We start from the raw sequence: 670 nt of genomic DNA on the forward strand, positions 1-670 counted from the left end.
GTATCCCCATATAATTGGTTGTTGGTTCTTGTCCAGATTAATTCGTCTGCACTCCCAAAAATCGGAGTATATTCTAGTAATAATTTACCACTAGCATATCTTTCACATAAACCATTAAGCGGTGGTTCTGTGTAGAACAAAATCTCTAATTTATTTTCAGAAACTATTAATCCACCAGAAATATAATTCGCCATAGAATCATTACTGCTGTTATTGGCTCCATAAGTATCATATTTAGTGATTCCGTTTATTTTTAGCAAATATTCACCCGCTATCATATCTCTATAATCTACTTTTACACCTCCAGTTAATGGAGTATGCTCTTTTTTAATAAAAGTGATTTTAAAATAAGTTGTACCATCTACGTAAAGCCAAGTTTCTAAGTATTTATCTAAAGTATTTTCAATATCTTTATAATAAACAGGTCCTTCTCCAATTTCTCCTGGCAATCCTGTTTTTAAAGATTTTATAGTTTCTTGCGCTTTAATTGTCGTTGTTAATCCTAAACAGATTAAAAAAGTATATAAAAATTTTAATTTCATAATTATTTAAATTGTTATGCTAATATGATATTATCCCGCCAAAACCGCAATCCTTTTTTGTACCATTCATCGAAAACTACAACTTATTTGTACTTTTCATTACTGTAAAAACAGTAATTGGAGTGAAA

The 670-nt window shown here is 29.4% G+C and carries 1 protein-coding gene; it reads right to left on the reverse strand.

The annotated features are described in order from the left end of the window. A partial coding sequence (locus tag ES676_RS14585; RefSeq protein ID WP_317130830.1) for a DUF6705 family protein occupies nt 1-542 on the reverse strand: 542 nt, incomplete at its 3' end. Between the last annotated feature and the right edge of the window lie 128 nt (nt 543-670).

This window comes from Bizionia saleffrena (assembly GCF_008086175.1).
GTDB classification, from domain to species: Bacteria; Bacteroidota; Bacteroidia; order Flavobacteriales; family Flavobacteriaceae; genus Bizionia; species Bizionia saleffrena.